This window comes from Roseomonas sp. TAS13, assembly GCF_001950415.1.
GTDB classification, from domain to species: Bacteria; Pseudomonadota; Alphaproteobacteria; order Acetobacterales; family Acetobacteraceae; genus Roseomonas; species Roseomonas mucosa.
Genome location: NZ_BDLP01000686.1, coordinates 1 through 1,108 on the forward strand (window position 1 = coordinate 1; position 1,108 = coordinate 1,108).

Below are 1,108 nucleotides of genomic sequence, written 5' to 3' on the forward strand. Positions count from 1 at the left end.
ACTTCTCGATGGAGGCGACGACGCCGGCGCCGACGGTGCGGCCGCCCTCGCGGATGGCGAAGCGCAGGCCCTGGTCCATGGCGATCGGCGCGATCAGCTCGACATCCATCGCCACGTTGTCGCCCGGCATCACCATCTCCACGCCTTCCGGCAGCTTCACCACGCCCGTCACGTCGGTCGTGCGGAAGTAGAACTGCGGACGGTAGTTCGTGAAGAACGGCGTGTGCCGGCCGCCCTCTTCCTTGGTCAGGATGTAGGCCTCGGCCTTGAAGCGCGTGTGCGGCGTGATCGAGCCCGGCTTGGCCAGCACCTGCCCGCGCTCCACGTCCTCACGCTTCGTGCCGCGCAGCAGCGCGCCGATGTTGTCCCCCGCCTCGCCGCTGTCCAGCAGCTTGCGGAACATCTCCACGCCCGTCACCGTCGTCTTGACCGTGTCCTTCAGGCCCACGATCTCGACTTCCTCGCCCACCTTCACGATGCCACGCTCCACGCGCCCCGTCACCACCGTGCCGCGGCCCGAGATCGAGAACACGTCCTCGATCGGCATCAGGAACGGCAGGTCCTTCGGACGCTCCGGCTGCGGGATGTAGCGGTCCACCTCCGCCATCAGCTGCAGGATCGCCTGCTCGCCGATCTCGGGCGTCTTGTCCTCCAGCGCCGCCACCGCAGAGCCCTTCACGATGGGAATGTCGTCGCCCGGGAACTGGTAGGAGGACAGCAGCTCGCGCACCTCCATCTCCACCAGCTCCACCAGGTCGGGGTCCGCCAGGTCCATCTTGTTCAGGAACACCACCAGCGCCGGAACGCCCACCTGGCGCGCCAGCAGGATGTGCTCGCGCGTCTGCGGCATCGGACCGTCCGCCGCCGACACCACCAGGATCGCGCCGTCCATCTGCGCCGCACCCGTGATCATGTTCTTCACGTAGTCGGCGTGGCCAGGGCAGTCCACGTGCGCGTAGTGCCGGTTCGCCGTCTCGTACTCCACATGCGCCGTCGAGATCGTGATCCCGCGCGCACGCTCCTCCGGCGCCTTGTCGATCTGGTCGTACGCCGTGAACGACGCCCCACCAGACTTCGCCAGCACCTTCGTGATCGCCGCCGTCAGCGA

Annotated in this window: 1 protein-coding gene; it reads right to left on the reverse strand. The window is 67.9% G+C overall.

Going from position 1 to position 1,108, the window contains the following annotated elements; all coding sequences use genetic code 11:
* The coding region (gene tuf, locus ROTAS13_RS24840) for an elongation factor Tu (protein ID WP_075823693.1) at positions 1–1,108 on the reverse strand (1,108 nt) is incomplete at both ends.